The 25,014-nt window shown below is 67.7% G+C and carries 19 protein-coding genes; 13 read left to right on the forward strand and 6 right to left on the reverse strand.

Annotation, left to right across the window (positions count from 1 at the left end; all coding sequences use genetic code 11):
- Positions 1-33: 33 nt before the first annotated feature.
- Positions 34-2,097, forward strand: coding sequence for a hypothetical protein (locus tag Poly30_RS10290; RefSeq protein ID WP_145196917.1), 2,064 nt, complete (start codon positions 34-36; stop codon positions 2,095-2,097).
- A gap of 108 nt (positions 2,098-2,205) precedes the next feature.
- Here the strand turns inward: Poly30_RS10290 and Poly30_RS10295 are convergent, their stop codons facing one another.
- From Poly30_RS10295 to Poly30_RS10305, 3 genes are all read right to left on the reverse strand, one after another.
- Positions 2,206-3,543 carry a Glu/Leu/Phe/Val family dehydrogenase gene (locus Poly30_RS10295; RefSeq protein ID WP_145196919.1) on the reverse strand — a complete coding sequence of 446 codons (1,338 nt, stop codon included), beginning with the start codon at positions 3,541-3,543 and terminating at the stop codon, positions 2,206-2,208.
- A 34-nt stretch (positions 3,544-3,577) separates the two neighbouring features.
- Positions 3,578-4,867 (reverse strand): Glu/Leu/Phe/Val family dehydrogenase, encoded by a 1,290-nt coding sequence (locus Poly30_RS10300; RefSeq protein ID WP_145196921.1) that lies wholly within the window; start codon positions 4,865-4,867, stop codon positions 3,578-3,580.
- Positions 4,868-5,027: 160 nt separating this feature from the next.
- The gene (locus tag Poly30_RS10305; protein ID WP_145196923.1) at positions 5,028-5,816 is read right to left on the reverse strand and encodes a 3-keto-disaccharide hydrolase; all 789 of its coding nucleotides are present in this window, start codon (positions 5,814-5,816) and stop codon (positions 5,028-5,030) included.
- Positions 5,817-5,892: 76 nt separating this feature from the next.
- On the opposite strand from Poly30_RS10305, the gene Poly30_RS10310 reads away from it, so the two are divergent.
- From Poly30_RS10310 to Poly30_RS10320, 3 genes are all read left to right on the forward strand, one after another.
- Positions 5,893-6,723 carry an enoyl-CoA hydratase-related protein gene (locus tag Poly30_RS10310; RefSeq protein WP_145196925.1) on the forward strand — a complete coding sequence of 277 codons (831 nt, stop codon included), beginning with the start codon at positions 5,893-5,895 and terminating at the stop codon, positions 6,721-6,723.
- Positions 6,723-7,100, forward strand: a complete 378-nt coding sequence (locus tag Poly30_RS10315; protein ID WP_145196927.1) for a hypothetical protein — start codon at positions 6,723-6,725, stop codon at positions 7,098-7,100. Before Poly30_RS10310 ends, Poly30_RS10315 begins: the two co-directional genes overlap by 1 nt.
- A gap of 329 nt (positions 7,101-7,429) precedes the next feature.
- A complete protein-coding gene (locus Poly30_RS10320) occupies positions 7,430-8,575 on the forward strand; it encodes a hypothetical protein (protein ID WP_145196929.1) in 1,146 nt (381 codons plus the stop codon).
- Positions 8,576-9,696: 1,121 nt separating this feature from the next.
- Here the strand turns inward: Poly30_RS10320 and Poly30_RS10325 are convergent.
- Complete coding sequence (locus Poly30_RS10325) at positions 9,697-10,227, reverse strand: YkgJ family cysteine cluster protein (RefSeq protein ID WP_145196930.1); 531 nt, start codon at positions 10,225-10,227, stop codon at positions 9,697-9,699.
- Between the two features lie 214 nt (positions 10,228-10,441).
- Here Poly30_RS10325 and Poly30_RS10330 point away from each other — a divergent pair, with 214 nt between their 5' ends.
- Together Poly30_RS10330 and Poly30_RS10335 are read left to right on the forward strand one after the other, a co-directional pair.
- Positions 10,442-12,583, forward strand: a complete 2,142-nt coding sequence (locus Poly30_RS10330) for a sigma 54-interacting transcriptional regulator (protein WP_145196933.1) — start codon at positions 10,442-10,444, stop codon at positions 12,581-12,583.
- Positions 12,584-12,594: 11 nt separating this feature from the next.
- Positions 12,595-16,308 carry a serine/threonine-protein kinase gene (locus Poly30_RS10335; RefSeq protein ID WP_145196935.1) on the forward strand — a complete coding sequence of 1,238 codons (3,714 nt, stop codon included), beginning with the start codon at positions 12,595-12,597 and terminating at the stop codon, positions 16,306-16,308.
- Between the two features lie 1,815 nt (positions 16,309-18,123).
- On the opposite strand, the gene Poly30_RS10340 is transcribed toward Poly30_RS10335, so the two are convergent.
- Both Poly30_RS10340 and asd read right to left on the reverse strand, forming a co-directional pair.
- Positions 18,124-18,711 carry a carboxymuconolactone decarboxylase family protein gene (locus Poly30_RS10340; protein WP_145196937.1) on the reverse strand — a complete coding sequence of 196 codons (588 nt, stop codon included), beginning with the start codon at positions 18,709-18,711 and terminating at the stop codon, positions 18,124-18,126.
- A gap of 10 nt (positions 18,712-18,721) precedes the next feature.
- Positions 18,722-19,516 (reverse strand): archaetidylserine decarboxylase, encoded by a 795-nt coding sequence (asd, locus tag Poly30_RS10345; protein ID WP_419191221.1) that lies wholly within the window; start codon positions 19,514-19,516, stop codon positions 18,722-18,724.
- Positions 19,517-19,773: 257 nt separating this feature from the next.
- Between asd and Poly30_RS10350 the strand changes: the two genes are divergently transcribed.
- From Poly30_RS10350 to rplI, 7 genes are all read left to right on the forward strand, one after another.
- Positions 19,774-21,057 carry a bifunctional UDP-N-acetylglucosamine diphosphorylase/glucosamine-1-phosphate N-acetyltransferase GlmU gene (locus Poly30_RS10350; protein ID WP_145196941.1) on the forward strand — a complete coding sequence of 428 codons (1,284 nt, stop codon included), beginning with the start codon at positions 19,774-19,776 and terminating at the stop codon, positions 21,055-21,057.
- Between the two features lie 100 nt (positions 21,058-21,157).
- Positions 21,158-22,108, forward strand: coding sequence for a ribose-phosphate diphosphokinase (locus Poly30_RS10355; protein WP_145196943.1), 951 nt, complete (start codon positions 21,158-21,160; stop codon positions 22,106-22,108).
- Between the two features lie 99 nt (positions 22,109-22,207).
- A complete protein-coding gene (locus tag Poly30_RS10360; protein WP_145196945.1) occupies positions 22,208-22,795 on the forward strand; it encodes a 50S ribosomal protein L25 in 588 nt (195 codons plus the stop codon).
- Positions 22,796-22,970: 175 nt separating this feature from the next.
- Positions 22,971-23,702, forward strand: a complete 732-nt coding sequence (locus Poly30_RS10365; protein ID WP_145196947.1) for an aminoacyl-tRNA hydrolase — start codon at positions 22,971-22,973, stop codon at positions 23,700-23,702.
- A 65-nt stretch (positions 23,703-23,767) separates the two neighbouring features.
- A complete protein-coding gene (gene rpsF, locus Poly30_RS10370) occupies positions 23,768-24,208 on the forward strand; it encodes a 30S ribosomal protein S6 (protein WP_145196949.1) in 441 nt (146 codons plus the stop codon).
- Between the two features lie 27 nt (positions 24,209-24,235).
- Entirely contained in the window at positions 24,236-24,448 is a 213-nt protein-coding gene (rpsR, locus tag Poly30_RS10375; RefSeq protein ID WP_145196951.1) for a 30S ribosomal protein S18, read from the forward strand.
- A 22-nt stretch (positions 24,449-24,470) separates the two neighbouring features.
- Positions 24,471-25,013 carry a 50S ribosomal protein L9 gene (rplI, locus tag Poly30_RS10380; RefSeq protein ID WP_145196953.1) on the forward strand — a complete coding sequence of 181 codons (543 nt, stop codon included), beginning with the start codon at positions 24,471-24,473 and terminating at the stop codon, positions 25,011-25,013.
- The last annotated feature ends 1 nt before the right edge of the window (position 25,014 follow it).

Consider the following 25,014-nt stretch of genomic DNA (forward strand, 5'->3'; position numbering starts at 1 on the left):
GACCTGTCCAACGCCGCGTACACTTCCCACGCGATGTCACCTCACACGATGTCACCCCACACGATGTCACCCGCTCGCTCCTCACGAATCTGGCTCAGTCTCGGGCTCGTTGCGGCCGGGGCGCTTCTCGCGTCCACGTCCGCGCTGGCCCAGGGGAGCGACTCCTGCGCCAGCGCCCAGGGCATCACCGGGACCGGCCAGTACTTCTTCGATAACTCGGTCGCGACCGTCGACGGCGTGGACAACGGCTGCAACATGGGGCGCGACGTCTGGTTCCGCTGGACCGCTCCCGCGTCCGCGACCTTCACGCTTTCCACCTGCGGGGGCACGACGGTGGACAGCGCGCTGGCCGTCTACGTCGACAACGGCTGCCCGAACGGGATGCCGCTCGCCTGCGGCGACGACCAGTGCGGACTCCAGTCCAGCGCGGCCTTCGGCGCGACGGCGGGCCAGGACTACCTGATCCGGCTGGGAACCTGGGTGTCCGCTGGCTCGGGCGGCACCGGATTCCTCACGATCCAGGCTGGTGGCACGCTAGGCGGCTGCGTCGATCCTTCGGTCGGCGCCAACGTCGTGGCGGGGGATCTCGATGAAGCGGTCGCCTACGGCGACGTCGGCGGCGTCTCCTCCTACTCCCTCGCGATCACGGCCTGCAACGTCGGCGACGAGGAGATCCTCTGGGTGAGCGGCCACGGAGATCACCCCGTGGTGGGCCAGAACCTCTACCGCCTCGAGAACGGTCGCTTCGAGCAGCTCGGCGCGGCCTGGGTGAAGCACGGCTTCGCCGCTCTCCAGCGCGACCTCTGCTGCACTTGCATCCCGTCGGCCTCCATCTCGGCCCTGGGTGTCGGGTGCTCGGACCCCTACGGAGCTTCGCTGAACGGTTCCCAGCAGACGCTGGCGCCGCGCGGTGAGGTCGACCCGTTCACCGGCGTCTCCAGCTGGCCGCCGGGCGCTGCCACGGGCGTGCCTGCGCCGTCCGGCATCCTCGATCGGCGCCTTCAGGTGCCGACCGACGCCATGGATCCGGCGCTGCACCCGAACGCGCTGTACTTCGGCGAGGCCATCTACGCGGCGCCGGACGACGCGCTGAACGGTCACGGCTTCGACAACGCTTCCTACCGTCCCTATCAACGCACCGGCGCCACCGTGCAAGGCGCGTACGTCCTCGCGCCGACCTCCGTGACGGAGCGCGGCGTGCCCGCCCTCGCCGCCTGGGCCCAGAGCGATCCCACGGTGCGCCTCGAGGAGGTACGTATCCCGGGCGAGGGCGCCTTCTGGGTGGCTAGCCACGCCCGCGCTCTCGGCGGTGGGCGCTACCGCTATTCCTACGCGATCTTCAACGTGAACAGCAGCCGCGGCGGGGCAGCCCTCGCCGTTCCCGCAGGCACGCAGCCCGGGGCCTTCGACATGGCGTTCCCGCGGGCGCACTCCGGTGACCCCCGCTCCAACGCGCCCTGGGGAGCCAGCCAGGTGGGGGACCGAGTCGTGTGGTCGGCGCCCCAGTTCCAAATCGACCCGAACGCCAACGCGATCCTCTGGGGGACGACCTACTCGTTCTTCTTCGAATCATCCTCGCCGCCGGTGGACGCCCAGGGCACGCTCGTGCTCTTCCGCTCCCAGGGCGGCCCGCCGTCGGTCCAGCTGCCGATCCGCGCTCCCAGGGCGCCGGGCGCCCCGACGACGAGTATCGAATGCACGCCGGTCGCGAATTCCGGCGGGACGGCAGGGCACCTTCTGCCCGGCGCATTCAGCGCCGCAGGGAACACGCTCGGTCTGACGGCCACCGGACTTCCGGCGGGTTCGCTCGGCTATGTGCTGACCTCGCGCACGCCGGGATTCTCCGCCTTCCCGGGCGGTAGCTCCGGCAACCTGTGCCTCGCGGGATCCATCGGTCGCTACGTCGGGGCGAACGCGCGCGCGGCGAGCGCCGCCGGCGCGTTCTCGGTGACGGCCAACCTGAGCGCTCTACCGCAGCCCCTGGGGCCTGTCGCCGTGCAGCCCGGCGATACGTGGTACTTCCAGTGCTGGCACCGGGACCAGGGCCCGACCGGCCCCACATCGAACTTCACCGCGTCGCTCTCGGTACGGTTCTGATCGCCCGTTGATCGAGGGAGCCCGATCGAGCCGGGCCGAAGGGGCCAGCCCATGGGGAGCCGCTCATGGGGGCGGTACCAGGTCAGAGTCCTGCCGGTACCGCCATCCTCACGCGTAGACGCCCCGTGACGACTCCGCTTCCGCCACCCGGCGCACGGCCAGGATGTGCGTGGCGGAGCGCAGCGAGCAGTCGTACTCCAGCTGGACCGCGCGGGTGGCGTCCCAGGCTTCTCGCATGTAGCGACGGAGCCTGCCGGCGACCACATCCTCGATCCATGCGTAGCCCGTCCGGTTCTGGATCCACTCGAAGTAGGAGACGACCACGCCGCCGCCGTTCGCGAGGATGTCCGGCACGACCGGTATGCCCCGGCGATCGAGGATTGCGTCGGCGCGTGGGCTGACCGGGCCGTGGGCACCCTCGACGATCATTCGGGCCTGGATGTCCTCGGCGTTGCGCGAGTGAATCGCCATCGGGATCGCGCAGGGCGCGAGCACGTCGCAGGGAAGCTTCAGGAAGTCACCCTCGGGTACCACGGTCGTTCCGCCGGTCTCCTGATTCGGCAGGCGGCCGTTCTCGTCCCGCCACTTCAGCAGCATCGGAATGTCGAGACCCTTGGGGTTGTAGAGCGCCGTGTGCACGTCGGATAGACCGACCACCCGGTGCCCTTCGGCGTGAAGAATGCGCGCGAGGTTACCGCCGACCACGCCGGCGCCCTGGATCACGACCGAGAGGCCGCCCTTGGGGCCGAGCCCGAAGTGGGAGGCCGCGACCCGGAGAATCACGCGGAGGCCGTTCGCCACCGCGTCCTCGTGGCAGGCGCTGCCGCCCATCTCGCGCGGCTTGCCCGTCACGGCGGAGTTTGCGGCGCCGTCCGTGTGGCCTGCCATCGTGTCGAGGGCCCAGGCCATCAGGTCCGCGTCGTCGGCGAACTCCGGCGCGAGCACGTCGCGATCGGGGCCGATGTCCCCGAGCATGCTGGCGGTCCAGCGGCGCACGACGCGCTCCAGCTCGCTCGCCGAGAGCGTCTGCCGATCGACGACCACGCCGCCGGCCGCGCCGCCGAACGGAATCCCGAGCAGCGCGCACTTCCACGTCATCCAGGCGGCGAGCGCGCGGAGTTCGTCGATCTTGAGCGTTCCGTCGATCCGAAGCGGGCCGAGGAAGGGACCAAGCCCCGCGTTGTGCTGGATGCGGTAGCCGTCCAGGAGTCGCAGCGAGCCGTCGTCCATCATGACGGGAACGGTCACCGCGATCTCACGGTCCGATTTGCGCAGCAGCTTGTACTGCTGGTCGTCGAGGCCGATGCGACGAGCGGCTTCGTCGAAGCTCGCCATCATCGTCTTGAACGGCGTCTCCTCGTCCAGAACGGGCGTGCTCCGCAGGCCCGTCTGGTGGAGACCCATGTGGTGGAGACCACCCGGGTCCTTCTCTTTGCCTGTCGACATCAGTGGCTACTCCTCTCGAAGAAACGAGCCAGGCTCAGGAGAAAAGACCACGCATCCGGTACACGGAAGCGACGCGGCCGATGGAGAGGATGTAGGCGCCCGTGCGCAGGTCGACCTTGTACTTCTCGGCCGTCTCGCGGACCTCCGCGAAGGACGTGACCATGATCTGCTCGAGGCGACTGTTCACGATCTCTTCGGTCCAGAAGTAGCCCATGCGGTCCTGGACCCACTCGAAGTACGAGACGGTGACGCCGCCCGCGTTCGCGAGGATGTCGGGGACGATCGTGACGCCGCGCGCGGCCAGCATCTGGGAGGCGATCGCCGTGGTGGGGCCGTTAGCGCCCTCGACGATCAGCTTCGCCTTGATGCGGTCGGCGTTCTCCGACGTGATCTGGTTCTCGGTCGCGGCGGGGACGAGCGCATCGCAGTCGAGCTCCAGCTGGGCCTTGCCGTCCGTCGCGTACTCGGCCTCCTTGTAGCCCTCCAGCGTGCGGTTGGCGTTGAGGTGCGCGAGCACCGCCGGCATGTCGAGCCCGCGGTCGTTGACGAGGTACCCGTACATGTCGCTGATCGACGTGATCTTGTAGCCCTCGCGGTGCAGCAGCATGGCGCCCAGTCCACCCACGTTGCCCGATCCCTGCACGACCACGCGCGTGTCCTCGGGGCGCTTGCCGATCATCTTAAGCGCCTCGTTCGCGCTGATCATCACGCCGCGCCCGGTCGCCTCGCGGCGTCCGCGCGATCCGCCGATGCTGAGCGGCTTGCCCGTGACCACGGCCGTCGTCGTCTTCCGCTGGTGCATGGAGTAGGTGTCCATGATCCACGCCATCGTCTGGTCGTTCGTGTTCATGTCCGGAGCGGGCACGTCACGATCGGGACCGATGATGTCGAGGATGGCCGCGGTGTACCGGCGCGTGAGGCGCTCGAGTTCACCGTTCGACATGGTGCGCGGATCGCAGATCACGCCGCCCTTGCCGCCACCGAAGGGCACGTTCACGACCGAACACTTCCACGTCATCCACGCGGAGAGCGCGCGAACCTCGTCGAGGTTGACGTCCGGGCTGAAGCGGATACCGCCCTTGCTAGGACCGCGCAGCGTGTTGTGCTGGACTCGGTAGCCCGTGAAGACTCGCACCGTCCCGTCGTCCATGAGGACCGGCACGTTGACGGTGAGTTCACGGTCCGGCATCGAGAGCACGTCGCGGACGCCTCCTTCGAGGCCGAGGAAGTCGGCGGCGGTATCGAAACCGTCCTGCATGGACAGGAACGGGTTGAACTCGTCGTTCTTGGGGTCGTGGGACGCGACAGCGGAGCCAGTGGCCATGAAGCGGGCAGGCCGAGGGAGTTCCGCGATCGGAACGAGTCAGGCCTGGTCTTGGGGCTAGTGGAGAAGTGAGAGGAGTTTCGGGACGAGAGCATTCGATCCATCCGGAGGGCGCGGTGGAACCCCCTTCCCCGGAATTCGTCGGCGATCCCTCATCGCGTCATCGGGCGCGCTTCAGATCGCGGACCCAGATGTTGCGAAAGGAGACCGGATTTCCGTGATCCTGGAGCGCAATCGGCCCCTTTTCACCGTGTTCCGCGTAGCTGGCGACGTTCCGGTAGACGGTGGCCCCGAGCAGCGTGCGGGCGTGATGAAGGGCGACTCCGTTCAGGAGGACCGTGACCTGGGCGGGCGACTCCAGGGCGCCGTCTTCCGAGAAGCGGGGCGCCTGGAAGAGGATGTCGTAGCTCTGCCACTCTCCGGCGGGCAGGCACGCGTTGGCCATCGGCGGCTCCTGGCCGTAGACGGCGCCGGTCATCCCGTCAGGGTAAGTCCGGTTCTCGAAGCAGTCGAGAACCTGGATCTCGTAGCGGCCGAAGAGGAAAACGCCCGAGTTGTGGCGCCCTTGACCCCGGAGGTTCTCGCCTTCCTTCGGCAGGGGCGAGCGCCATTCCACGTGGAGCTGGCAGTCGCCGAAGGAGTCCTTCGTCTGGATCTGGCCGGTGCCGTTGACGGTCATGACGCCGTCCTTCAGCTCCCAGGGACCGCCCTCCCAGGCATCCAGGCTGGATCCGTCGAAGAGGATCGTGGCGTCGCTCGGCGCCTCGCCCGCGCTGGCGCCAGGCGTCACGACGGGGGGCTGGGGGCGCAGGCCGTCATGGACGTGCCATTCGGTTCCCGGAAGGGTCGGGGTGTCCTGGAAGCCAAGCTTGTCCTCTTGCCCCGTGACGGCGAGGAGCGTGGCGCTGGACGCGAGGAGGGCGGTCAGGAGGATCTTGTGGTCGAGCATGTCGTTTGACGCGGGGGCGATAGAGTCCGTGGAGGTAGGGGAGCCAGCATAAGGAGGAGCCGTTACTCTTGTGCCCATGACACCCGAACCCACCGTTCTCGAACAGTTCCCGAGCGACGTGCCCGATCAGCCCGAGCTGGTCACCATGAGCCGCGAGGGCGACCTCGTTTGGCTGACGATCGACCGTCCCGAGGTCATGAACTGCCTCTCCTTTCCAACGCTACGGCGTTTCAGGACGCTCCTCGAGGAGCTTCGCGGGGACCTTTCGATCCGCTGCATCCTGATCACCGGCGCGGGCGAGCGCGCTTTCTGCGCCGGAGCCGACCTGAAGGAGCGCAAGACGATGCCCGCCGAGCGCGTGCCCGACTTCGTCAGGAACATCCGCGGCGTCATGGACGACGTCGCGAACATGCCCCAGCCGACCGTGGCCGTCGTCCAGGGGTTCGCCTTCGGCGGGGGCACCGAGCTGATGCTCGCCTGCGACCTGCGGATCGCGGCCAGCGAAGCGACGTTCGGTCTGACCGAGACCACGCTCGCGATCATTCCGGGGGCTGGCGGCACCCAGCGCCTTCCGCGCCTGATCGGCTCCAGCCGCGCCAAGGACCTGATTCTGACCGGTCGCAAGCTGGATGCAGCCGAGGCCGAGCGGATCGGGCTCTTGAATCGAGTGGCGCCCCGCGCGGAGTTGCGCGCAGCCGCGACCGAGCTGGCTGAGACCATCGCTTCCAACGGTCCGGTCGCGGTCCGCGCAGCCAAAGCGGCGATCGACCTCGGAACCGAGGCGCCGATCCAGGAGGGACTGGAGATCGAGGCGAAGTGCTACGAGCGCGTGTTGCCGACCCAGGATCGTCTGGAAGCGCTGGCCGCGTTCGCGGAGAAGCGCAAGCCCAGGTACGAGGGGCGGTGATGGGCCCGGATGGTTCGGTAGGGGGCGGCTCGGAAGCGGACCTCGAGGCACTCGCGGAGCGGCTCGTCGAACTGCGCGAAGAAAAGCGCTATGTCGAAGGGGAGATCGAAACCGTGGCGGCGCGGCTCGCGGCGGCCGTGGGTGAGGGTTCGAAGAGGATGCTGGGAAGCGTGGAGATCCGCGTGACCGCCGCGCGTCCGGGCCTTCGGATCCTTGTGGAAGGCGACGTGCCTTCGGCGTTCCTGACGGCGAAGCCGGACAGGAAGCTTTTGCTGAGCCATATTCGCGAAACGGGGGAGGTGCCCCTGGGTGTGGAGGTCACGGAAGGGCGCCCTACGGTCTTTGCGAAGCTGATTCACCCCAGTAGTGGGAGTTGACGGCTTCGGCGTTCCAGGCCATCCTTGTCCCGGCCTGAGCCAGCCGAATCGTCCCCTCGGTGGTGCTCGCCTCTCGCACTGCCAACCGTTGAAATTCGATGGGACCATTCTCTGCCGCCTCGCGCCTGCCGCGCCGTGTTCTCGCGTTCGCTTTTCTTGCCAGCTGGTGCGTGGGGGTCACGGCCGGTCAGCCGCCGCGGCGCGCCGCTGGCAGAACGGTCGGGCAGCTGTCCAGCGCGACCGGCAGAGGCGCCGCCGGTCATGTGGGCCCACCGGCCCATGTGCCCTCCTGGCACCCCGTGGGCCATGCCGTTCATTCGGGGCCTTCGATGAATCCAAGCCTGTGCGAGGGCCCTGGCGGCGTGCTCCTCTGCGCGTTCCAGGACGAAGCGCTCAGCGGGCGAGGATCGACGAGCCTCTACAACGATCAGAGCGGGCGCTGGGAATCCGTCGGTCTCCCCGGCAATGCTTCTGCTGGACGAGACTGGTGGCCCAAGATGGCCCTCGATCACAGCGGGGAGATCTTTCGCGTCAACTACGACTACGGGCTCGACGGGCGACTCGGCGTTCGAAGGCTCGATCTGACGTCGCAGTCGAATCCAGGCTGGATACTCCCTTTCGGTGCCGCGCTCAGCTCAGGCCAGTCGCACACGCCGGACTTGGAGATCGACTCGCAGAACCGGCTGATCATCTCCTATCAGGATGGTCCTGGCGGCAACGGGGCAAGCCTTACGCAGGGAGGGATCACGGTCCTCAGGGTCAATCCACAGACGGGGCAGTCGGTGGCGCTGGGTCATCCGGGATTCAGCGACGACTTCATGCCGCCGGGACTGAACAGCGTGACCTGGCATACCCAGGTCGAGCGAGCGGCGGATGGAACGATCTATGCGGCGTGGAGCGAGAAGGCTTTCGGCAACACGCGCAATCGTCTTTATGTTGCGCGCTATTCCGAGGTTCAGCAGCGGTGGAAGTTGATCGGGTCGCCGGGCCTCGACCGTCTCGCGGAGGGCATCAACCTGAGCTTGGAGCTCGATGCGTCCGGTGTGCCGGTGGTCGCGTACCGCGGCGAAGATCCGGTCTCGCTGCGCGTCCTCCGGTGGATTCCCGGGACGTATGACTGGGAGCAGATTGGTGACGACATCGCTGTCCACGACCTGAGCCTCCAGATCGGGTACTACGGCTTTTCGCCGGATGGCGGCTACCGGGAGTCGGTTCCTTTCACGATCGATGCGCTCGGTCGGATCTACATCGCGTGCCGTGCCCATGACGCCTTCGGTGAGATCCGCATGAAGACCTGGCGGTTCGAAGGCGCAGCGGGCTGGCAGCCGTTGGGGCCCCACGGTGGTTTCTTGCCGGGGTCAGGTGACGAGGACTACGGCTTTCTTATCACTTCCCAGGGGACGGTTCCGGTCATGAGCTGTCGGCGTCGGCCTGGCTCTTTTCAGGAGCAGGTCGTGGTCCATCGGTTCTATTAGGAACGGGTAGCCCTGCCGTCTCACGCGTCCGAAGGACGCCCGGGCCTGGCTTGGCCCCCGCAGGGGGCAGAGCTGCCCGCGCGAGGCTCGCCCTCGCGGCCCGTGCGGCGAGCACGCCTGCCCGGCGAGGGCGCCCGTCCGGCGAGGACGCCTGCGCGGCGAGGACGCCTGTCCGGCGAGGACGCCTGCGCGGCGAGCGCCACGCGGTGTAACCGCTATTTCGCCGTCAGGCGAAATGCCAGAGATACTGCGCGCTGTCACAGCGATAGGACGGCCCGGCTCCACTTGCATTGGCAGCAGACCTGTCCGCCGCCGACCCTCCCGCTGCTGACTTCCCGATATCGACTGCCTGCCGTTCGCGCGAAGCGCCGAACGCGTGGGCTGAGGTCTCCCGCTGGAGGGTTGAGGGCTGCCCGTTAGCGGATGCCCCAGCAGACTCGCCCGCTGCCGACTTCCCGATATCGACTACCTGCCGTTCGCGCGAAGCGTCGAACGCGTGGGCTGAGGCTTCCCGGTAGCGGCTGGTGGGCTTCCCGCTGGAGCGCTCGCCCGCATGGGCGAGCTGGGCAGATGTCGGACTCATCCGTCGCAGGTGTCGGGTCTCAGACCTCAGACCTCAGACCCGCCCAGCTCGCCCTGTCGGGCGAGCCCTCCAGCGGGCAGGCCACAAGCCGCCAGCGGGAGACCCCAGCCCACGCGTTCGACGCTTCGCGCGAACGGCAGGCAGTCTGTCTCGGGAGGCCTGTGTCGGGAGACCTGCGGCGGTCGGCGGTCAGTGGTCGGGTCTGCTGCCAAGGCAAGTGGAGCCGGGCCGCGCGACCCTTGTGACAGCGAAATGCCGGGCCGTCCGATCGTTGTGACAGCGCGCAGTATCTCTGGCATTTCGCCTGACGGCGAAATAGCGATTGCATCGCGTGGCGCTCGCCGCGCAGGCGTCCTCGCCGGACGGGCGTCCTCGCCGGACGGGCGTCCTCGCCGGACGGGCGTGCTCGCCGCACGGGCCGCGAGGGCGAGCCTCGCGCGGGCCACTCAGCCCCTGCGGGACCGAGCCGGGCCCGGGCGTCCTGGCGAACGCACGGGGCTGTGCCGACCTGCGCCAAGGTCTGAGGGGAGATCGGTGGCTACAATTCGTGCGAGGTGCCAGGCCATTGCTCGAGACGGTCCTCGTACCAGTCCTCCGTCGCCTTCGCGATCTGCTGGATACGGTCCGGAGGATGTAGGTCGCTGACCTTTCCATCACGGGAGCCCGGGCAGATGCCGTTGACCTCCTTGCGCCAGGTTGTCTCCACGAGGTTGATCTCCCAGAAGGGCCAGGTTCGGCACTGCACGGGCCGGACCGGGTAGATCCCGCACTTTCGGTCCGCGGTGAGGAACTGGCACTCCGGCAGGTCCGGCTGGAGCGAGATCCAGCCATCCTCCACGACGAGCTGCTCCCTCAGGAAGAGGACGGGGTCCACGTCCAGGTGGTCTGCGATGGCGGCGACCTCCTCCTCCCTGAGGTAGACGTGGGAATACTCGCCGTTGCTCTTGCAGCAGTTGCCGCACGCCGTGCAAGAGAAGGGGAGGCCGGCTTCGTACCACCGCTCCGTTTTCCCCTCGAGTTCTCCCCCAGGTTCCCCCTCAGGGCTCTCATCTGGACTGTTATGGGACATGGTGGTGCTGCTGGGCGACGGGCGAGCGCCGTCTCAAGTGCCTTTCTGGGAAGTGTTTGTGGAAAAAATGGGCGTAAAGTGTGCGAAATGCGAACGGTCTGTCATCGTCTTCGGCTTCCCTGTGCGCTAGCGCTCAATTGGCCTGACCCGACAGGCACGCTTGCAACGGACTCCCCGCCCGCTGATCCGCCGACCCCCAGGGTGGATCCTGCCCATGAAGCTAACCGTGATCGAAGACGGCGTCCGCGCCGATCTGGAACTCATTCAGTCCGTCATCACGATCGGGCGCTCGCTCGACAACGATATCCGGCTCCAAAGTTCCCGGGTCTCGCGCCACCACACCCGCCTGGAGATCGACGACGGCGACGCCTGGATCATCGATCTTGGCTCCGCAAACGGCACGCTCGTCAACGGCGAACGCGTGGATCGGCGCCTGATCGACGTGGGAGATCGCATCACGATCGGCGGCGTCGATCTCGTGGTCGAAGAGCCCAACGCGGCCTCGTTCGGCGCTGCCCCCGATAGCGGTATGGCGACCATGACGGGGGAGGCCCGTCGGGAGCGCGAGAACCTGCGCGTCTTCGCCAAGATCACGCGCCAGCTCACGAGTGAAACCGAGCTGGTTCGGCTCCTGAGGCTCATCGTCGACTCGGCCGTCGCGCTCGTGGGGGGCGAGCGCGGATTCATCCTCCTCGAGGACGAGCAGGCCTCGTCGGACCGCATCAAGGCGCGGCCCAAGCAGGACCCGAACGTCGAGAAGATGACCGTCAGCGTCGCGCGAAGCTTCGACCACAGCGATATCGTGGTGCCACGGTCGCGGCTCTCCATGGGCATCGCCGGGCGAGCTGCCCGCGAGAAGAAGCCGGTTCTCTCGGTGGACGCCAAGGACGACGATCGATTCGAAGGAATGGCGAGCGTCGAGGAGCTGCGTCTGCGCTCGGTCATGTCGCTTCCGATCTTCGTGGACGGCGAGGTGATTGGCGTCCTCTACGTGGACAACCGGCTGCAGTACGGTGCATTCAGCGCCGACGATCTCGAGCTGATGGAGCTGTTCAGCGGTCAGGCCTCGATCGCTCTCAAGAACGCGCGCCTCGTCGCCAGCCTCCGCGAGCGCAATGGGCGCCTCGACGCCTCGAGGCAGCAGATCGAACGCCTCAACGAGCAGCTCGGGCGTAAGGTGCGCGATCAGGGCAACGAGCTGGCGGTGGTCCGGCGCGAGCTGGAGTCCGAGCGGAGCCGCTATGACTACAGCTCGATGATCGGCGCTTCTGACGCCATGCGGAACGTGTTCCGCTCGCTCGACAAGATCGTCGAGTCCGACCTGCCCGTCCTCATCCACGGGGAAAGCGGTACCGGGAAGGAACTCATCACCAAGGCCATCCACCGCAACGGCGCGCGCAAGGACAAGCCTTTCGTCAGCGAGAACTGCGCGGCCCTCCCCGATACGCTGCTCGAGTCCGAGCTCTTCGGCCACGTTCGCGGCGCGTTCACGGGCGCGTACAAGAACAAGAAGGGCCTCTTGGAGCAGGCCGACGGAGGCACGCTCTTCCTCGACGAGATCGGGGACATGAGCCCCGAGATGCAGAAGAAGCTCCTGCGCGTCCTTCAGGAGGGCGAGTTCCGGGTGCTCGGTTCCGATCGGATGGTCAAGGTCAATGTCCGGATCCTCGCCGCGTCGCACTGCAACCTGGAGGAAATGGTGCGCGACGGCAAGTTCCGGGAAGACCTCTACTATCGAATGGCGGTCCTGTCGGTCGATCTTCCCGCGCTCCGCGAGCGTCGCGACGATATCCCGTTGCTCGCCGAACATCTCCTGATGCTGGCGGCGCGCGAGGCCGGAAGGTCCGCTCCGGTTCTGCCCCACGAGGTGATGGTGGCGCTGTGCAGCCACGACTGGCCCGGCAACGTCCGCGAGCTGGAGAACGAGATGCGACGGCTGCTGGTGCTCGCGGAGGAAGAGGTGCGCCTCGAGCATCTCTCCGAGTCGGTTCGCATGGGCCGCGGAAAGGACGGGCAAGGGCACTCGGCCGCCCAGGTCATCGAGTCCGGCGATATTCGCGAGGCCGTGGCGGACCTCGAGAAGCGTTCGATCGAGGCCTCGCTGGCCCAGGCCGGCGGCAACAAGAGTCGCGCCGCCGAGACGCTCGGGATCAGCCGTTTCGCGCTTCAGCGCAAGCTGGACAAGTACGGGATCGGAAAGACGAAGCGTAGGCCCAGCAGTTCGGACGATGAGGAATCCGACGAAGGAGACTCGTTCGATGGGAACTCGACCGGCGACGGAGCGAACGACGACGCTACCACGGGCGCTTCCATGGCAGAGACCATCGAAGAGCGCGGCGGGAAGGGACGCTCCTGATCTCTGGTTCGATGGAGACTCCCGCTCCCGAGGACTCGCAGGAAGGCGAACGGCCGCTTCCACCGGAGGCACCATCGGCCGAATCCTCGATCGATGAGGATGAACCTATCGTCGAACTGAATCCGTTCGAGATCGAGGCCTTCTTCAGCGGCGAAGGCCTCCAGGCTCGCCCCGACATTTCGCGAGAGGCCTCGCCGGAGCAGGACGTGGAGCCAGAAGGACGGCCCGCTGCGATCCACCTGGACCCCTCCGAAAGCGCCGCGCTGGACCCGGACTTTCCGGTGATTCCCGGCTTCCGCATCGAGGGCCTGATCGGGCGCGGAGCGACGGGCGTCGTCTATCGGGCCAGGCAGACGGCGGTGGACCGAGCGGTCGCGCTCAAGGTCCTGCACTCCGAGCTGATCGCGAATCCTCGCGCCGTCAAGCGGCTGAAGCGTGAGGCGCGGCTCGCGGCGAAGCTCGCGCATCCCAGCATCATCTCGGCCATCGACATGGGCAGCGTGGGTGGCCTCTGGTGGTACGCAATGGAGCTGGTCGAGGGCGTGCCCATGAGCCGGCGGATTGCCGAGCGTCGCTCGCTGTCGGAGCGCGAGTGCCTGCGTCTTTTCAGTCCGCTATGCGACGCGCTTCAGCACGCCCACGAGGTGGGCGTCGTCCACCGGGACATCAAGCCGGCGAACATCCTGATCGACCAGCGAGGCCGCGCGCGACTCGTCGACCTCGGGCTCGCGATGAGCGAGAACGATCCCTCGATCACGAGGACGGGCACCACGCTGGGGACGCCGCACTACGTGAGTCCGGAGCAGGCCCGCGATCCCAGCCAGGCGGATATTCGCAGCGACCTCTGGTCCCTCGGGGCCACGATGTACCACGCGATCTGCGGGCATCCGCCGTTCCACTCGGACGAGCCCGAGTCGGGCGGCGTCGCCGAGATCCTGAGCCGCGTGCTCTACGAGCCCATCATCGATCCGCGCGAGTTCGCGCCGAGCCTCTCGAAGGGTTTCTCCCTAGTCCTGCGCAAGTGCCTCACGCGTGATCCGAGCCAGCGCTATCAGGAGCCGTGGGAGCTCGTGGCCGATATCGAGCTCCTGCGTGAACGCCGGCGCGTCGACGTCAGCGCGAGCCAGCTCGACTCCTACGCCTCGCGCCGTCAGGACTGGGTGGTGCCCGCCCTGCTCGTCGCGGGCCTCTTCACGGCGATCGGCGGGACCTGGCTCCTGACCGCGCGCCCCTGGGAGGAGCAGGTCGCGCCGGTGGTCATCGAGAGAATGGCCACGCTCAGCGACTGGCCCGCGCTCGAGGCGGTCCGGAACGGATTCGACAGCGGCGCCTTGACCCCCGCCGATGCCCTGGAGGAACTCGACACGCCCGCGCTGCTCGACCTGCCCGAGAGCGCGCAGTACCTCCGCAACAAGCTCGTCGTGGACGTTCGAGCGGTGCTCGACGAGCGCCTTCGCTCGTTCATGGAGTCGACGGATCGCGCGGTCGACGAAGCGCTGGAGGCCAGGGACTTCCAGCTGGCGGCGACGATCAGCGACGACTCGTTTTCGTCGCGGCTGCGAGCCGCGACGGGCTACGGCACGCTGGCGGAGCTGCCCAAGGGCAGCTCGCAGCGCCGCGCCCTCGACTGGCGCGCTGCCACGCAGCAGCGGGTCGCGAGTGAGCGTATCGAAGCGCTTCGGACGGCGGAGCAGGGGCTGATCACGCGCTACGGCATGCTCGCCAACGCCGAGCTCGACAAGGCCCTGGGTGTGAACCGATGGCGTGACGCGATCGAGTGGCTCAATCCGGACGATCCGGAGGTGTGGTTGACGCGTGCGGCCGAGCTGGGAACGTCCACGCACGCAGGCGGCGAGGGGCAGGGGGGCGGCGGAGCGCACAGGGGCGTGGACGGAGCGCGCCTCGCAGCCTTCGATCTTTCGGGGCTCACGTCGGAGGAGCGTCGTCGTCTCGTGCGGGTGATCGAGGGTCAGGTCCGGTCGGCGGAGTCGCAGATCAAGTATCGCGTGGGTCAGGCGCTGAGCGATGTCCGCCAGTTCGTGCAGTTCCAGGCTGGCAGGCTGAGGGAGGAGATCGAGGAGTCCACCCTCCGGGGCGACGAGTCGGTCGTCGACCAGTTCGACGCCGCGGTGGAAGCGAAGCACGCGAGCGAAAACCTGGACCTCGAGCAGCTGCCCGAGGAGTTCGCGCGCTCCTACGGCGATGAGATCGTGAAGGCGCGTGATGACCTGGCCTACGCCGAGAAGCGCGCCCAGGAGAGCCTGGCGGAGCTCGGCGTCGAGCAGCTCGACGCGAGCGCCCTGCCGCTTCTGGAAGCGCGTGACTATGGGGCCGCGCGGGCGCTGTACCTGGCGGCGCGCGAGGAAGGCTGGCGACGTTCCACGTTCGATCTGCTCGATCTGCGGCTTCGCGAGATGGAGATCCTGGGCGACGTCCTGCAGCGCGCGGCCGCGGGTGTGGAGGCGGCGAGCGGGGATCGGCGCGAGCTCACGTTCGGTCAGATCCCGCGCCTTGGAAGGATCGACGCGCGCGCCGGAGAGGTCCTGCGGCTCGGTTTTGTCTTCGTGCCGGAGTTTGGCACGGATGGCCGGATCCTGATCCTCCTGCGCGGGGCCGGCGTCGACGGAACCGCGCTCGGTTCGTCGAGGTTGACGAAGCTCCTGGAGACGGAGGACCTTCTCGAGTTCGCAGGGCTCGGCGTGCGCGGGACGCGTGCGGTGGGGGCGGCGGAGCTTCAGCCCGGCGACGCGCTGGCGGCGGCGGCGTTCCTCCGTGCCGAGGGGCGTCACGGTCGGGCCCACGCGCTCCTCCGGCTGGAGGACTACCCGGCGGACGAAGGCCTCGCGGCGGACCTCGAGCGCCGCGCTCGTCGCGCCGCGGTGGGCACGCGCGCTGAGGGGCCGACGCGAGACGAAGGAGCGGAAGCTCCCGAGGGCGCGGGGCGAACGGCGCCGAGGCCCAGGCCGGCGGATGCGAGGAGCGGCCCGGGCGGTACCTCGGCGCTCTCCTCCGATGGCGTGGACGCAGCGAGGCGTGAGCGGGCCGCCGAGCCGTTCCTGGAGTTCTTCGGCACGCCGAATCAGGCGGTGAACGCCCGCGACGTTCACCTCGTCTGGAGAATGGCCATCGATTCCCAGATCGGTGGTGATCGGTTGAGATTCCCGGTCCCCGCAGGAGACGACCGCGCCAACGGCTGGAACCTCAAGCGCTGGAGGCTCGAAGCCGACGGCATGGAACTCATCAGTGCGTTGTCCGAGGTCACGCACTTCGCCCAGGACGTGGGCCCTTCGCTACCGCTGGGAGCGCCCCTCGATATCGATCGCCGCATCCGTCTGGATGTGGACCTGCTGCCTGGCAACGAGCGTCCTGACGGCCACATCGTGGGCGTCTCGCTCCGCGGCTATCACGCCCTCATCGCCCGCAACAAGATCTGGTTCGGTGGTGGCAACCTGCATGACCTCTACGAGTTCGTTCGGCGCCGCGGTCGTGGCAAGCATGAGGGATTCGAGGTCCGTCCGTGTCCCCCTCTCGTGGAAGGTCAGCTGTTCCATCTGACGATCGAGATCTCCCCTGGCGCCCTGGACAAGCTGGACGTGAACGGCGAGTCACTGCAGTTCAATCGGTTCCTGACAGAACCCGATCGGCCTGATTCCTTCGTCCGAATTCGGTCCCTTCGGCCCATGGCGGTGGGGGGTGTTGAGTTGAGGGGAGATCGGGAGCACTGAGTGCCGTCCCCTTTTGCCCTTGCGCCCCTTGAGCCCCTGGGCCCTCTGCGTCCGCCAGGACGCCCGGGCCCACCTCGGCGCCCGCAGGGCGCCGAGCGGCCCGCGCGAGGCTCGCCCTCGCGGCCCGTGCGGCGAGCACGCCCGCCCGGCGAGGGCGCCCGTCCGGCGAGGACGCCTGCGCGGCGAGCGCCACGCGATGCAATCGCTATTTCGCCGTCAGGCGAAATGCCAGAGATACTGCGCGCTGTCACGGCGATAGGACGGCCCGGCTTCACTTGCCTTGGCAGCAGTCCCGCCCGCCGCCGACTTCCCGATATCGACTACCTGCCGTTCGCGCGAAGCGCCGAACGCGTGGGCTGAGGCTTCCCGCTGACGGCTTGTGGCTTGCCCGCTGGCCGATGCCCCTGCCGATCTCCCGACACGGACTTCCCGACATCGACTGCCTGCCGTTGGCGCGAAGCGTCGAACGCGTGGGCTGAGGCTTCCCGGTAGCGGCTGGCGGGCTGTCCGCTAGAGCGCTCGCCCGCATGGGCGAGCTGAATAGATGTCGGACTCGCCTGCTGCAGGTGTCGGGTCTCGGGTCTCAGGTCTCAGGTCTCAGACCTCAGACCCGCCCAGCTCGCCCTGACGGGCGAGCGCTCTAGCGGACAGCCCGCCAGCCGCTGCCGGGAAGCCTCAGCCCACGCGTTCGGCGCTTCGCGCGAACGGCAGGCAGTCTGTGTCGGAAGACCTGCGGCGGGAGACCTGTGGCGGTCGGCGGTCAGCGGTCGGGTCTGCTGCCAATGCAAGTGGAGCCGGGCCGCGCGAGCGTTGTTGCAGCGAAATGCCGAGCCGTCCGATCGTTGTGACAGCGCGCAGTATCTCTGGCATTTCCTCTAACGAGGAAATAGCGGTTACACCGCGTGGCGCTCGCCGCGCAGGCGTCCTCGCCGGACGGGCGCCCTCGCCGGGCAGGCGTCCTCGCCGGACGGGCGTGCTCGCCGCACGGGCCGCGAGGGCGAGCCTCGCGCGGGCCACTCAGCGCCCTGCGGGCGCCGAGGTGGGCCCGGGCGTCCTGGCGGACGCAGGGGACGGCAAGGGTGGTCCGTTGTTACATCGATCGTCCGGTTCGGCATTCGATGGATTGGCGGCAGACTGCCCGCCGACCGCCGACCGCCGACCCAGCAGGTCTCCCGGCGCAGGTCTCCCGACACAGACTGCCTGCCGTTCGCGCGAAGCGTCGAACGCGTGGGCTGAGGCTTCCCGGTGACGGCTTGTGGGCTGTCCGCTGGAGCGCTCGCCCGCATGGGCGAGCTGGGCAGATGTCGGACTGGCCCGCAAGACCTCAGACCTCAGACCTCAGACCTCAGACCTCAGACCCGCCCAGCTCGCCCTGACGGGCGAGCGCTCTAGCGGACAGCCCGCCAGCCGCTACCGGGAAGTCTCAGCCCACGCGTTCGGCGCTTCGCGCGAACGGCAGGCAGTCTGTGTCGGGAGACCTGTGGCGGGAGACCTGCAGGGTCGGCGGTCAGCGGTCGGGTCTGCTGCCAATGCAAGTGGAGCCGGGCCGCGCGAGCGTTGTGGCAGCGAAATGCCGAGCCGTCCGATCGTTGTGACAGCGCGCAGTATCTCTGGCATTTCGCCTGACGGCGAAATAGCGATTGCATCGCGTGGCGCTCGCCGCGCAGGCGTCCTCGCCGGACGGGCGTCCTCGCCGGACAGGCGCCCTCGCCGGGCGGGCGTGCTCGCCGCACGGGCCGCGAGGGCGAGCCTCGCGCGGGCCGCTCGGCGCCCTGCGGGCGCCGAGCCGGGCCCGTGCCCCAACCCAACCCACACTCACTCCCGGGAAAAGCGCAGGGCCACCGCCCGAGCTCTCTCGGCGCGATCGGCCGGAATGAGCCCCTGCAGCTGATCGATCACACCCATCACGTCTTCCGGCCGGGCACCACACCGAATTGCCCCCCGCACGTGACTGGCGAGCTGGCGATCGTGCCCGGTCGCCGCCAGGGCGACCACCGCCAGGCACTCACGCTCCGCCGGATGGAGTCCGGGACGGGAGAGCACCCGCCCGTAGGCGTGCTCCGCGATCCAGGTCGCGAAAGTGGGGGAGAGCCCCGCCAGGTGATCGCGGACTCGCCCTGCACCGTCCCCATAGATGCTGTCGAAGAGCCGGGCCCCAGCGCCCTCGGCGGGATCGTCGAAGCCCGGGTCCTTCAGCTTCATCCCGGCATCGCTGAGCACGTCCAGAGCCGACAGGGTTCTGGGGAAGCCGCAGAAGAGGTGGCACTGCATCGCCGTCTCATGGAAAACGTCGGCATGGCCCAGCCGGCCAAAGCGCCTTGCGAACTCGCGCAGCGCCTCCACGTCGTGGAGCACGATCGCGGCCGTGAGACGGATCAGGTCGGCGAATTCGATCGGTTCCATGGCGACGGGGCTATCCGAGGGTGGCGATCGCCTGACCGAGCTTGATCGAGTCACCCTCCTGAACGCCGTCCAGCGGCTTCAGGAACCCCGGTGGGGTCACGAGCACGACCGTGGACCCCATCTCGAAACGGCCGAGTTCCTCGCCGCGGGCGAAGAACCTGGGGGGGGTCACCTGACCCACATGGAAGGGCTCCAGGCCGACGACCCGGATCCGGCCGACGACGATGGCCCCGACCAGGACCATGAAGAACGGCCCGTGCTCGGACTCCAACCTCAGGACCACGCGCTCGTTGATGGGGAGCACACGCCTCTTGGCCAGCACCTTGGGCTGCACGCTGAAGCGATCCCCCGCCACGTGCTTCGACTCGAAGAGGGTGGCATCGAGCGGGCTGTGGATCCGGTGGTAGTCCTTGGGACCGAGGTAAAGAGTGAACTGGTGGCCACCCTCCAGGTCGATCTCCTCTCCGACGCCCGCCAGCAGATCGCGCACCGGGTAGTTCCGCCCCTTCGCCTCGATGACGGCGCCCTCGTGAACTGGAGACATGGCCTGGACCATCGAATCGACGGGGGAGGGCATCCGCCCCGGGTCAGCATCGATCACCCGGACGCCGTCCTTCAGTCGGCGGACGAAGAAGGCTCCCAGGCTGCCGTGGTCCCTCAGATGCCCCCGCATGTCTGCCAGCTCGGCGCCGGTGAGTCGGGCGTAGGTCCTGTAGACAGGCGACCGGAGGGCGCCCGGGATGCGGCGGTCCGCGGCCCAGCCGATGAGAAGCGAGAGACGACGCTTGAACTGAAAGAGACTCATGGAGCCGAAGACAGTAGCGACCCGTCGCCCACGGCGCACCCCTCGCACGGCCTTCACGATCCGGCGGGGCCCGACCCTCGCGGCGTTGCCCCAGGCCACTCTCCCTGTACCTTTCTTCAAGTCGCGCGAGGTTCCTCTGGCGCATTCCTTGACGCCCATTTCCAGCCCCGGATAGGGTCGCCGCCCGAAAGCCGCCGCTCGTGCGGCTTCCCCACCGAATTCCACGGAAGGCGCCCTGCCGGCGCACCCTGAACAGCATGAGTAGCGGAACGACCGTCGTGATCCTGGCAGCGGGCAAGGGCACCCGGATGAAGAGCGAGCGACCCAAGGTGCTGCACGAACTCTGCGGACGCTCGATGCTCGGCTGGGTGCTGGACGCCTGCGCGGGCGTGAAACCCGACCGGATCGTCGTCGTGGTGGGACACCGCGCCGCTGACGTCGAGGCCAACGCCCGCGCCGAAATGCCGGACATGGACCTGCAGTTCGTGCTCCAGGAGCCCCAGCTCGGCACCGGGCACGCCCTCCAGGTCGCCGCTCCGGCGATCGGGGACTGCGAGCGCGTCGTCGTCACCTACGGTGACATGCCGCTCCTCACCACGGAGAGCCTGGAGGCCCTCATCGAGGCCCAGAACGGCTTCAGCGAGGACGATGCCGCCGATTCCGTGTCGCTCCTGACCGCCCTCGTCGACGACCCCTTCGGCTACGGCCGCGTCGTCCGCGGCGAGGACGATCTCTTCGAGCGCATCGTCGAGCAGAAGGACGCCAGCGAGGCCGAACAGATGCTCAACGAGATCAACCTCGGCGTCTACTGCTTCGCGCGCCAGCACCTGGACCGCGACCTGGGCCGCCTCAAGAACGACAACGCCCAGAAGGAGTACTACATCACGGACCTCGCGGGCATGGCCGCCGCCGATGGTCGCCGGGTCATCCCGGTGGTCCTGGAGGACGCCGCCGAGGCCCAGGGCGTCAACGATCTCGCCCAGCTCGCCGACGTCCGCTGGCAGATCCAGCTTCGCATCCTCGAGCAGCACATGGCGAACGGCGTCCGCATCATGGACCCGTCCACGACCTTCATCGACCACGGCGTCACGATCGGTACCGGCACCGAAATCCTGCCCTGCACCGTGATCCGAGGCGGCGTGGTCATCGGAGAAGACTGCGAAGTGGGCCCGTTCAGCCACCTGCGGGTCGGGGCGGTGCTGGAGAACCGTGCCGAGGTCGGCAACTTCACCGAAATGAAGAAGTCGCGTCTCGGGGAAGGGTCCAAGGCCAAGCATCTCTCGTACCTCGGCGACGCCGAGATCGGGGCGGGTGCGAACATCGGCGCGGGGACGATCTTCGCCAACTACGACGGCACCCACAAGCACAAGAGCGTCGTCGGCGACGGCGCGTTCGTCGGCAGCGGGACGATCATCGTGGCCCCGAACGTGGTGCCGAAAGGAGCCACGACCGGAGCCGGCGCCGTGCTGACGCGTTCGGCCGAAATGGCCGAAGACGAGACGTGGGTCGGCCTTCCTGCCCGGAAGCTCCCCAGGAAGTAGACGCCGATTCCCCCCCCGCGAGCCCCTCGCGTAAGCTCGGGTCCCCCCCCTCCCGCTCCCCCCACCTGAATCGTCCGCGGACGCCGCGGCACCCTCTTTCGTGACCAGCGCATACGGATACGGCGACATCACCCTCATCGCAGGCACGGCCCACCCCGCCCTCGCCAAGGCGATCTCCGCCGAACTCGGACAGCCCCTCGCGGAGGCCCGCGTGGCGCGCTTCTCCGACGGCGAGGTGGATATCAAGCTGGACGAGGACATCCGCGGCCGGGACGTCTTCGTCCTCCAGCCGACCTGCCCGCCGGTGAACGAGGCCTGGATCGAGCTGCTGCTCCTGCTCGATACGCTGCGCCGCGCCAGCGCGGGGCGGATCACGGCGGTGATGCCCTACTACGGCTACGCGCGAAAAGATCGCAAGGACGAGGGCCGGGTGCCGATCAGCGCCAAGGTCGTGGCCAACACCCTCGTCACCAGCGGCGCGGACCGGGTCGTGACCCTCGACATGCACGCCGCCCAGATCCAGGGCTTCTTCGACATCCCCGTCGACCACCTCTACGCCCGGCCGGTGCTCCTCGACGAGGTGATCGCCATGGGAATCGAGGATCCGGTCGTCGTGACTCCGGACGTGGGGGGGACCAAGATGGCCCGCGCCTATGCCAAGCGTCTCAATGCGGATCTAGCGATCGTGGACAAGCGCCGGATCTCGGGCACCGAGACGACTATCGAGCACGTCATCGGGGACGTGAGGGGGCGGAACTGCGTGATCGTCGACGACCTGATCTCGACGGGGGGCTCGATCACCCAGGCGGCGTCGACCCTGAAAGCCCAGGGCGCCAAGGCGATCGTGATCGCCGTCAGCCACGCCGTTTTCTGCGGTCCGGCGGTCGAGCGCCTCGATGCGGCCCCCGTGGACGCCATCCTGGTCACGGACTCGATTCCGCCGAAGCAGCCGAGCCCCAAGAAGCTGAAGGTCTGCAGCGTGGCCCCGCTGATCGCCCAGACGATCCAGAGCATCCACCATTCGAAGTCGGTCAGCTCCCTGTTCGAGTAGTTCGTGATTGCGGGCCGGGGTGGGGGCCTGTACCCTCCTCCGCTCCAATCCCTGTGAGCTGCCGATCTGGCAGCGCCCGAACCACCCAGGACACCAGACATGACTGACGGAAAACTCTCCTGCGAAGTGCGCAAGACCCTCGGCTCGCGCAGCGCCCGCCGACTCCGCGCCTACGGCCGCATGGTCGCCTCGCTCCAGGCCCACGACAAGGACGAGCACGTGAACCTGCACTTCGACGAGGCCTCCTTCCACGCGCTTCGCCGGAACCACGTGCACCTCTTCGACCTCGAGTTCGACGGCAAGTCCGAGGCCGCCATCGTCGGTGAGCTCCAGTGGGACTCCTTCGGGGACACCCTGCAGCACGTGGAGTTCAAGCGCGTCGTGCGCGGTGAGAAGACCGAGTCCGAGGTCCCGCTCAAGTTCCGCGGCACTCCGGTCGGCGTGCTGACGCACGACCTGAACGAGGTGACGATCCTCTGCCTTCCCTCGGTCATCCCGGATGCGATCATCGTCAACGTGGACGGTCTGGAGCCGGGCACCCACGTCAAGGCCAAGGACGTCAAGCTGCCTGACGGCGTCGAACTCGTGATCGATCCCGAGCACGACCTCGCCGTCATCACCGAACTTCGCTCCGGACCCCAGTCCGACGGTGAAGAAAAGGGTGAGGGCGAGGGCGAAGACGCCTGATCCGGACACGGATTTCTGGACCGAATTCCCTTCTGCTCCGCGCCTCCGGGGTTTCCCCGGACGGCCCATGGCATTAGGCTCTTACACCGCGAAGCGGGCCCCAGGGCTCGCGTCGCGGTTTCCTTTCCGCTTCTTCGAGACGAGATCCCTGTCTTCGCTGCTCTGGATTGACCCGATGGATTCCTCCAAGGCTCAGTCTCCCGCACGATTGATCGTCGGTCTCGGCAACCCCGGCAAGGAGTACGAATGGACCCGGCACAACGTCGGATTCCACGTGCTCGACCGCCTGGCTGAGAAACGGGGAGTGCTCTTTCGCGGACCCTCTCGGCTCGAAGGCTGGGACGGGCCCCGTGGTTTCGAATGGGGAGAAGCACCGGCGAACGCCGACGCTCTCGAGGCAGGCCGACCGGCCTCCGCCTCGTTCCTGTTGAAGCCCGGGACCTACATGAATCGTTCGGGTGACATCGTCGCTCCAATCGCACGCTGGCTGGCCAGGCGCTCCTTTCTGGACGTTCGGCCCGCTGCGCTACCGGCGGAAGGAGAGATCGACTCTGGCCCTTCGGCTCTGCCTGACTTCGAACCGGATCCGGCTTCGATCCTCGTCGTCTACGACGATATGGACCTGGAGCCCGGTCGGCTCCGTCTCCGCCCCCATGGCGGACACGGTGGCCAGAACGGAATGCGATCCATCATGGACCGCCTGCAGACCCGAGACTTCCCGCGCCTTCGCGTGGGGATCGGGCGAGCGGGCACCGACGCGGCGCGCCATGTGCTGAGTCCGTTCTCCCCCGCCGAACGCGAGGACCTCGAGATCACGATCGCGGAAGCAGTCGAGTCCCTCGAGGCCTGGCTCGACGGAGAGACGTTCGCAGACGTCATGACGCGGTTCCACAGCCGCTGGAACTAGGTGTACTCGCACCACGTCGAAACAATCTTCAGGAGACATCCACATTGACCCAGATCTATGAAACCATGGTCCTGCTCGACAACGACGTCGTGCGTGCGGACTGGAAAAAAGCGAAGTCGATCGTGACCGACACGATCACGAAGTACGACGGCACGATCCACAGCTGCCGCCGGTGGGACGAGAAGCGCCTCGCGTACCCGATCAACCGCAAGAACCGTGCGACCTACTACCTCGCGTACTTCGAGATGGCCGGGGACAAGATCCCGGGCTTCCGTCGTGACTTCGAGCTGAACGAGCGCGTGCTCCGTTCGCTCATCGTCTGCGTCGACGAGGTCTCCGAGGACGAGAAGAAGCTCGCTGCCGAAGAAGATGGCACCGAGTACACGGTGCCGGAACCGCCGGAAGACGACGCCCTCGAGGCGCCGGACGAGGTGGAAGAGGACGACGACGACGATCTCGACATGGACGTTCCTGCGGAAGCAGGCGCCATGGACAACGGCCGCTGATTCGAGGACGAAGAAAGAACACACATCATGAAGCGTCGAATTCGCACCACCATCGGTTCCAAGAACTGCGATGACCCCGTCATCGACTACAAGAACATCGAATACCTCGAGAAGTTCCTGACCCCCCAGGGCCAGATCCTCTCACGCCGTAGGACCGGCTTCTGCAACCAGTGCCAGAAGCAGCTCAAGACGGCCATCAAGCGTGCCCGGCACGTCGGACTCCTGCCCTTCGTGGGCTGATTCTCAAAAGGAGCACAGCACTATGAAAGACGTCGAAGTCCTACTGCAGCAAAGCGTCAAGCACCTCGGTCTCGTCGGAGACGTGGTGAAGGTCAAGCCCGGCTACGCGCGGAACTACCTGTTCCCGCAGAAGCTGGGTGTCATGGCCACCGAAGACGCCAAGCGCCAGATCGCCCGTCGCGCCGCCAAGGTGCGCGAGGCCGAGAAGCTGCGCCTCGCCGAGGTCGCAGCCCTCGTCGAGAAGCTCGAAGAGATCGAGCTCAATGTCACGATGAAGTCCGATCCGAACGGCAACCTCTACGGCTCGGTCAACGCGGCGAGAATCGTCGAGCTGGCCGCCGAGCAGGGCGCGACCTTCACCGAGAAGGACGTGCGCCTCGACGCGCCGATCAAGACCGTGGGCGAGCACCAGATCAAGGTGCACGTGCGCGACGACGACTACGGCACGGTTCAGCTGAACGTGATCGCCGAGGGGCGTACGAAGGCCGAAGAGGCCGCGCTCGAGGCCGCCGAGATGGCGGCCGAAGCGGAAGCGGAGGCCGAAGGCGGCCACGACCGCGACTGAT

Source organism: Saltatorellus ferox, from assembly GCA_007751475.1.
Taxonomy (GTDB): domain Bacteria; phylum Planctomycetota; class UBA1135; order UBA1135.